The following is an 8,305-nucleotide window of genomic DNA, read 5'->3' as shown; positions in this document are numbered from 1 at the left end:
TCCGCTCCCCCCCCCCCCCTCTCTCCTTTTTCGCTCCTTTTTTCTTCTCCCCTCTTCTCCCCCCCCCCCCCCCCCCCCCCCCCCCCCCACCGCCGTGTGCCGTGTACGGCCGGTCAGCTCTTCGCGGCGGCGGCGAGTTCGTCGCGCACCGCCCGCCGCAGGACCTTGCCGCTGGGGTTGCGGGGCAGTGCCTCGGCGAAGTCGTACGACGTGGGCATCTTGAAGTCCGCGAGGCGGCCGCGCAGGAACAGCAGCAGGTCGCGGGCGCCGGCCCGCTGCCCGGGCGCCAGGACCACCCGGGCGTGCACGGACTCGCCCCACCGCTCGTGCGGCACACCCACCACGGCGGCCCCGGCCACGGCGGGGTGCCGGGCGAGGGCGTCCTCGATCTCGGCGGGGTAGACGTTCTCCCCCGCCACGATGATCATGTCGTTGACCCGGTCACGGACGTGGACGTAGCCATCCTCGTCCAGGAAGCCGGCGTCGCCCATGTGCACCCAGCCGTCGACCACGGTGCGCTCCGTGGCCTCGGGCAGCCGCCAGTAGCCGAGCATCTGGGCGGGTGTCCGTACGCAGATCTCCCCGACCTCCCCGGCGGGCAGCTCCTTGCCCTCGGGGTCCTCGATGCGCACCTCGATGCCCGGGTAGGGGCGGCCCGCCGCGCGCAGCAGCGGGCTGCCGGGGACGTGGTCGGCGGGCGGCAGGCAGACGGCGAAGTTGCCGGTCTCGCTGCTGCCGTAGATCTGAAGGAAGTCGCAGTCCAGGACGTCGATGGCCCGGCTCAGCAGCTCCTCGCCGATCGGGGAGCCGCCGTAGACCACCTTGCGCAGGGTGCCGAGTGCGCCTCTGGCCGCGGCAGGTTCGGCGAGCATCAGCTCCAGCATGGCGGGCGCCACGATGGCGGTGGTGACGCCCTCCTCGGCGATCACCCGTACCGCGTCGGAGCTGATGAAGGCGGGCAGGGAGACCACCGTGGCACCGGCGTTGAACGCCTGCATGCCGTAGGAGAGACCGCCGATGTGGAAGCCGGGCAGGCCGATCAGACTGCGGTCGCCGTCCTTCCAGTCCAGCCAGTCCAGGCCGTGGCTATCCATCGCCTCGGCGACGTTGAAGAAGCTGCGGTGGGGAAGGACGACACCCTTGGGCAGGCCGCTGGTGCCGCTGGTGTAGATCTGCACGACGGGGCTGTTCTCGCCGTCCGTCGCTTCTTCTTCGCCCTCGGACGTCTGCCGGTCCGCGTCGGCGGACACCGCGCGCTTACGGGCGGTCAGGGACTCGGCGTCGGCGGTGTGGCCGTCCAGGCACAGCAGGGTCCGCAGCGTGGGCAGGCCCTCGCGCACCTGGGCGGCCACCGGCAGGTGCTCCTCGTCCACCAGGAGCACCTCGGTGGTGGAGTCGCGCAGGATGTGGTCCACCTCCTGCGCGGTCAGCCGCCAGTTGACGGGGACGAGGACCGCGCCCGTCCGGGCGCAGGCGAAGGCCAGCTCCCAGTACTCGACGGCCTCCTTGCCGAGATATCCCACGCGGGAGCCGGGCACGACGCCGGCTTCGCGCAGCACCTGGGCCGTGCGGCGGCTCTCCCGGTCCAGCTCCCGGTAGGTGAGCGTGCGGCCGGAGCAGACGACGGCCGGCTGGTCGGGCCGGAGCGCGGCCTGCCGGTCGATCACTTCCCGGAGTGTCCGCGTGCGTACTGACGTGGTCATCGGTGTGCTCCTGTCTCTGCCTGGTGCGCCGGTGCCTCGGCACCGGACAGCAGTTCTTCGATGTATGCGCTGAGCAGGTCGACACCGGGCCGGTCGAAGGTGATCGACGCCGGCAGGGTGATCCGGAAGGCGGCTTCGAGGGCGTTGCGGATCTCGACCGCGTTGAGCGAGTCCATGCCCAGGTCGGCCAGTTCGGCGTCGGGCTCCACGTCGTCGGCCGACTCGAAGCGCAGGACGTCCGCGAGCCGGGCCCGTACGATCGCGTTGATCCCGGCCGAGCGGGCGGCCCCTGGTGTGTCGGCCAGGGCGCCGATGTCGGTGCGGCCCCCCTCCGCGGCGGAGCCGGAGACCAGTTCCGCGAAGAGCGCGCTCGGCGCCCTGCGGGCCACGAAGCGGTTCCAGTCGCAGTGGCCCATGAGGACCTGCGTGCGCCCGGCGTCGAGCAGTGCGGGCAGCGCGTCGGTGGCCTCGTCCTCTTCCAGGAGTGTGATGCCCTGGCCCTCCCAGCTACGGACCAGGGAGGCGCTGAGCCGCCGGGCCGGGTCCTTGGGCGCCCAGGGCCCCCAGTTGACGGCGGTGGCGGGCAGACCCGCGGCGGCGCGCTGTGCCATGAGGTGGTCGAGGAAGGCGTTGCCCGCCCCCGCGCCGGTCTGGGTGGCGGCGCCCAGCAGGGCTCCCGCCGTGGAGCAGCCGAGGAAGAAGTCCAGCTCGGGCAGGTCGGCGGTCGCCTCGTGCAGCAGCCAGGCGCCGTAGACCTTCGTACGGAAGACGGCGTCCAGGCTCTCCCAGGTCTGCTGGGCGAGCGGCAGGTCCTGCGCGGCCTCCTGCGCGGCGTGCACCACGCCGCCCACGGGCGGTGCCGTCCCGGCGAGTTCGGCCAGGACGCGGGACACGTCCTCGGCGGAACCCAGGTCGCAGGGGTGGACGCCGGCCGTGACGCCGTCGCCGAGGTCGGGGGCCGGGCCGCCGGTACGGTTCAGGAGCGCCACGTGACGGGCGCCCAGGGCGACCAGGCGGTGGGCGAGAGCACGGCCGACCATCCCGGTGGCGCCGGCCACCACGTAGGTGCGGTCGGGGCGGATGGCGAGGGGCGCCGAAGCCGCGGGCAGGGGGTCGGCCGGGCGCAGCCTGCGCACCCAGCGCCCGCCGTCGCGGTGGACGATCTCCAGTTCGCTCTCCCCTGCCGCGAGCCACTCGCCCACCAGGCCGGAGGCTCCGTCGGTGCCGGGTTGCAGGTCGACCAGAGTCACCCGGTATCCGGGGTACTCCATGCCCAGGGCACGCCCGAAGCCCCACAGGGTGGCCGCGGCCGCCGGGTCGGTGCCCTTGTCGCCGGGCAGGTGCTGCGCGCCCTCGCTGACCAGCCACAGCCGCTGACCGCGGCCGAAGCCCTTGCGGGCCAGCGTGTCCAGTACGGCGAGCAGGTCGCGGTAGTTGACCTCGCACTCGGCGCGCAGCCGGGCCGCCGCGTCGCTGTCCTCCGGTGCGGTGGCATCGGGAGCGGTGCTGGTGCTGGTGCGCCACAGCCAGCACACGTCGGTGGGGCGTTCGCCGTCCAGCGCCTCCGCCAGGGCTGCCGGGCCGGCGGCCACGGTGAGGGTGACACCGTCGGCGATGGCCCGTTCCGTGAGCGCCTGCGGCAGTCGGGCGGTGTCGCCCACCACCAGTACGCGCCGCCGCTCGCGCCGGGTGTCCGGCAGGGCCTGGGTGATCCAGTGCTGCTCGTAGAAGAGGCCGCTCGCGCTCCGCCGGCCCTCGGGGTCGCGCTCCGCCTGCCAGGCCGCCTCCGCGGCCCGGCGCTGCTTGGTGGGCAGCCAGTACCGCTTGCCGTCGAAGGGGTACGAGGGCAGCGTGATCCGGTGCTGCGGCGCGCCCTCGTGGTAACCGGCCCAGGAGACGGGCACGCCCGCCTCGTACGCCTTGGCCAGGGACCGGCGGATCATGTCGCCGTCGTGGTCGTCGCGGAAGGTGCTGCTCAGCCAGACGTGGTCCGCCTCACCGGCCGAGGTCCTGGCCAGTGCCGTCAGCGCGGCCGAGGGCCCGAGCTCGACGAAGACGTGCCGTCCGCGCTGGTCCACCGCCCGGACACCGGCCTCGAACTGCACCGGCTCCAGCAGGTGCCTGACCCAGTACTCGGGGTCCGCCATCTGCCGCCCGCGGGCCACACGCCCGGTCACGTTGGACACCAGGGCCATGGTGGGCGTGCGGAAGTCGACCGTGCCGAGCACCTCGCGGAACTCGTCGACGATCTCGGCCATCAGCGGCGAGTGGTACGGAACGGCGCCCCGCAGCGGGGTCACCTTCACGCCGCGTTCGGCGAGGCGGCGGCCCGCGTCGGCCAGCGATGCGTCGCCGCCGGTGAGCAGGCACTGGCCGGGGCCGTTGACGGCGCCGATGGTCAGGTCGGGGTAGCTTTCGAGGAGCGGGGCGACCTCGTCGGCCGGTGCGCCGACCGCGGCCATGCCGCCCTTGCTGCGCACCGCCTCGCTCAGCCGTCCGCGGGCGGCCACCAGACGGGCCCCGTCCTCCAGGGAGAACAGACCGGCCACCGCGGCGGCGGCGAACTCGCCCAGGCTGTGGCCCATCAGGACCGAGGGGCGCACGCCCCAGGACAGCCACAGCCGGGCCATCGCGTATTCGAGGCTGAACAACGCGGGCTGGAGGTAACGGGGTTCGTGGATGCGCTCGGGTGCCTCGCACTCGCCGCGGACCAGCTCGCCCAGGGGCACGCCGAGCAGCGGTGTCAGGATGCGGTCGCACTCGTCGAGGGCGGCGCGGAAGACGGGGTACTGCCGGTGGAGGGCCGCGCCCATGCCGGGGTACTGCGTGCCCGTGCCGGAGAAGAGGAACGCCACCTTGGGGGCGCCCGCCGAGCCGCCGCGGGCGGCGCCTTCGGCCAGGGCGGTGACGCGCCTGCCCAGCGCCCGTACGGTGGCATCGCGGTCGCCCACCACCTCGGCGATGCGGTGACGGAAGTGCGCGCGGCCGGTGTTGGAGGTGCGGCACAGGTCGGCGAGCGGGGTGTCGGGGTGCCGGTCGAGGTGGTCGAGGTAGCGCTCGGCGAGGCACCGGAGCGAGGTGCGGCTCTTGGCGGAGAGGGTGAGTACGGCGCTGGGGCGCGCGTCGTCCTCGTACGCCTCCGCCTTCGTCGCGGCCGGGGCCTCCTCCAGGACGACGGAGGCGATCGTGCCGGTCACCCCGAACCCGTTGACCATCGCGCGTCCGGTGTCCGCGGTGGGCCAGGGGCGGACCTCGGTCGGGACGGTGACGGGGGCGTCGTCCCAGGCGATGCGCCGGGAGGGGGTGACGAGGTTCAGGTGCGGGAAGACCGTCTTCTCCCGCAGTTGCAGCACCGCCTTGATGAGGGAGCCGACACCGGCGGCGCCCTCCATGTGACCGATGTTCGTCTTCAGCGACCCGACCACCATGGGCCGTTCCTTGGTGTGCGAGGTGGCGAACACATCGCTGATGGCGTCCATCTCGGTGGGGTCGCCGAGCGCGGTGCCCGTGCCGTGGGCCTCGACGTACTGGATGTCACCGGGCTCCAGCCCGCACCGGGCGAGGGCGGAGCGCATGACCTGTTCCTGGGCTGCGCCGTTGGGTGCCACCAGGCCCGCGCTCTCGCCGTCCTGGCCGACCGCGGAGCCCCGGATCACGGCGTGGACGGTGTCGCCGTCGCGCCGCGCGTCGGAGAGCCGCTTGAGGACCAGCACCCCGCACCCCTCGGCGCGGGCGTATCCGTCGGCCCGCTCGTCGAAGGTCTTGCACTGGCCGTCGGAGGCCAGCACGCCGCCCAGGGAGAGGATGGCGTGGTTCTGCGCGTTATGGATGACGTTGACGCCGCCGCTCAGCGCGACCCCGCACTCGCCGCCGCGCAGCGCCTGCACCGCGAGGTGAGTGGCCGTCAGCGACGAGGAGCAGGTGGTGTCGACGGTCATGCACGGCCCGCGCAGCCCGAGGAAGAACGAGAGCCGGCCAGAGACCGCGCTGTGGGTCAGGCCGGGCGCGAGGTAGCCGTCGAGGTCGGCGGGGGCGAGGTCGGTGGACTCGAATATGTAGTCGAGTGTGGTGACTCCCATGAACACGCCGGTGTCGCCGTGGCGAAGGGAGGCGGGGTCGATGCCCGCGTGTTCCAGGGCCTCCCAGGCCGTGTGGAGGGCGAGCCGCTGCTGGGGGTCGATGTAGGGCGCCTCTTTGGGCGACACCGAGAAGAAGGCGGCGTCGAAGCGGTCGACGTCGGGCACGAAGCCACCGCGCGGCCACCCGTCGCCCTCTTCCGCGGGCGGCGGGCCGGAGACCTCGGCCGCCACCGCCGTGGACTCCGGGGCGGGGGACGCCGGGGTGGAGGACGCCGGGGCGGAGGACTCCGAGGCGGGCGATGCCGGGGCGGGGGGCGCCGCGTCCTGGGCCATCTGACGGCGCTCGCCCGCCGGCAGCGGCCCGATGCCGGAACGTCCTTCGCGCAGGAATTCCGCGAACGTGTCCACGTCATTGTTTCCGCCCGGAACACGAAGACCCATGCCGACGATGGCTATGGGTTCGTATTTCTCGCGCTCAAGGGCGGCGAGCGCTTCCTCCTTGCTCCGCAGATCAGCGATCACGGCGGCGAATTCGGCCGCCGTCGGATTGGGTTGCTCCGACATTTATTCCCTCCGGTCAGGAAACAGATCACGCACAGAGATGGTCTATCAACTGACCGGCCGTGGGGTGACCGAAAAGAGCGGCCGTGGAAATCTCGCACTCCAGCTTCCGCTCCAGGAAAAGCTTCACCTCGCTCAGCCGCAGGGAGGTGAGCCCGAGGTCGAGGAAGCCCACGTCCAGCGGGAACTCCTCGTCGTCGGTCATGAAGAGAGCGGTCCTGAACTCCCTTACCACCAGCTCCTCGACGAGCTCCCGACGCTCGTGCTCCGGCAGGAGCCTCAACTGTTCCATGGCGAGAAAATCATGCGACACCCGCGCCACCACCTCTCTACGTATCGATTGCTGCCCCGCAATCGAAACAGCCCCACCTGATAGTGAACTGATAGCCCACTGATGGCGGATTTCAGCGGCGTGCGGCTGATTCCTGCAAGCGCCATGGAAATATTCACCGGCCGGTTTACCGCCACCGAATCGGTGTTATGTTCCCTCACATGAACGCAAACGAATTCGATGTGATCGACGAATTGGACAGGACACTCAAGACGCTGGGTCTCTCGCGCGGCGAAGCCGTCAGTGAACTCGTCGTGGACGGACAGGACCCGCTGGTGCCGTCCACCCTCCGGCTCGGCTCGGCCATGGGCATAGCCCTGCTGTCCGCCGCCGTCGGCGCGGCACAGATCTGGCAGGCCTCGACGGGCCGTTCCCAGCGCCTCCGCCTCGACCTGGGCCAGGCGCTGCACCAGCTCACGCCCTACCTCGGCGGCGGCAACACCCTGAACGGCTACGGCTCGAACATGGGCAGCGTCCTGGGGCTCGACGGCGCTCTCGCCCCGGCCCTGTGGGACCTGTACCGGACCGCCGACGACCGCTGGGCCATCCCGATCGCCTGCTATCCGAACACCCGTGACACCTTCCTCGACCTGCTCGGCACCGCGCACACCCGCGAGCACATCGGCGCGGCCATCGCGGGCCGCGTCTCCTGGGAGCTGGAGGAGGAGGCGGCCGCCCGGGGTGTCCCCCTGGCGATCGTCCGCAGCAGGGAGGAGTTCCTCGCCCACCCCCAGGGCAAGGCCGTGCTGGCCGAACCCCTCGTATCCGTCGAGCGCGTGGGCGACGCCCCGCCGCGTCCGCTGCCCGCCGGTGCCCAGCCGCTGTCCGGGCTGCGCTCCCTTCAGTTCACCCATGTCTTCGCGGGCACCGCCGCCGGCCGGGTCCTCGCCGAGCAGGGCGCCGACGTACTGCACGTGTGCGAACCGAACGCCTTCGACCACGACCTGTGCTGGAACGAGACCGGCGTCGGCCTGCGCTCGGCCCGGCTCGCCCTCAAGCCCGACGACGAGGGCGCCGGTGCCGGGCGGCGCGCCTTCGACGAGCTCCTGCGCTCGGCGGACGTGTTCGTGCACAACCACCGCCCCGCCAAGATGGCGCGGCTCGGCCTCACGCCGGAGGAGATCGCCGAGATCAACCCCGGCGTCATCCACGTCTCCGTGCGCTGTTACGGGCACAGCGGCCCCTGGCAGGAACGCGGTGGCTTCGACCAGCACGCCCAGGCCCTGACCGGCGTCAACTGGAGCGAGGGCCAGGACGGCCGCCCCCAGTTGCCGCCCGGCCGCATGCTCAACGACTACCTGGCCGCCTATCTCGCCGCCGCCGGCGTCATGAGCGCGGTCCTGCGCCGCTCCCGCGAGGGCGGCAGCTACCAGGTGCGGGTCTCCCTCGCCGGTGTCTCCAATTGGGCCTACCAGTTGGGCACCTTCACGCGCGAGGAGTCCGAGCAGCTTCTCCCCCCGGCCACGCTGGCGCCGCCCCGGCGCCTCACCCGGGCCACCCCGCTCGGCGACCTCTCTCTCGTGGCCCCGCCGGTCGCCCTGAGCGAGACCCCGGCCGCCTGGCGCGGCCCGCTCCTCGTCCCCCGCGGCTCGTCGCAGCCGCGCTGGTACGACGACATCGCGTCCTGACGC

4 protein-coding genes are annotated in these 8,305 nt (G+C 72.5%); 1 reads left to right on the top strand and 3 read right to left on the bottom strand.

Annotated elements, in window-relative coordinates; genetic code table 11:
* Positions 1–113: 113 nt before the first annotated feature.
* The 3 genes from ACZ6JY_RS11570 to ACZ6JY_RS11560 are packed head-to-tail and all read right to left on the bottom strand — an operon-like array spanning position 114 to position 6,635.
* Positions 114–1,703, bottom strand: a complete 1,590-nt coding sequence (locus ACZ6JY_RS11570) for a long-chain-fatty-acid--CoA ligase (RefSeq protein ID WP_469194694.1) — start codon at positions 1,701–1,703, stop codon at positions 114–116.
* Positions 1,700–6,346, bottom strand: a complete 4,647-nt coding sequence (locus ACZ6JY_RS11565) for a type I polyketide synthase (RefSeq protein WP_469194693.1) — start codon at positions 6,344–6,346, stop codon at positions 1,700–1,702. Before ACZ6JY_RS11565 ends, ACZ6JY_RS11570 begins: the two co-directional genes overlap by 4 nt.
* Positions 6,347–6,371: 25 nt before the next feature.
* Positions 6,372–6,635, bottom strand: coding sequence for an acyl carrier protein (locus ACZ6JY_RS11560; RefSeq protein WP_469194691.1), 264 nt, complete (start codon positions 6,633–6,635; stop codon positions 6,372–6,374).
* Positions 6,636–6,835: 200 nt separating this feature from the next.
* Here ACZ6JY_RS11560 and ACZ6JY_RS11555 point away from each other — a divergent pair, with 200 nt between their 5' ends.
* On the top strand, positions 6,836–8,302 hold the full coding sequence (locus ACZ6JY_RS11555; protein ID WP_469194690.1) for a CoA transferase: 1,467 nt from the start codon (positions 6,836–6,838) through the stop codon (positions 8,300–8,302).
* Positions 8,303–8,305 lie beyond the last annotated feature (3 nt).

The sequence above is a fragment of the Streptomyces sp. NPDC046335 genome (assembly GCF_055587985.1).
The sequence above is the reverse complement of the archived record's forward strand: the minus strand, read 5'-3'. Positions and strand labels throughout refer to the sequence as shown.

Bases quoted from the DNA above. Each gene is read 5' to 3' on its own strand.
- ACZ6JY_RS11570 (WP_469194694.1), bottom strand. From the start codon at position 1,703: ATGACCACGTCAGTACGCACGCGGACACTCCGGGAAGTGATCGACCGG.
- ACZ6JY_RS11565 (WP_469194693.1), bottom strand. From the start codon at position 6,346: ATGTCGGAGCAACCCAATCCGACGGCGGCCGAATTCGCCGCCGTGATC.
- ACZ6JY_RS11560 (WP_469194691.1), bottom strand. From the start codon at position 6,635: ATGGAACAGTTGAGGCTCCTGCCGGAGCACGAGCGTCGGGAGCTCGTC.
- ACZ6JY_RS11555 (WP_469194690.1), top strand. From the start codon at position 6,836: ATGAACGCAAACGAATTCGATGTGATCGACGAATTGGACAGGACACTC.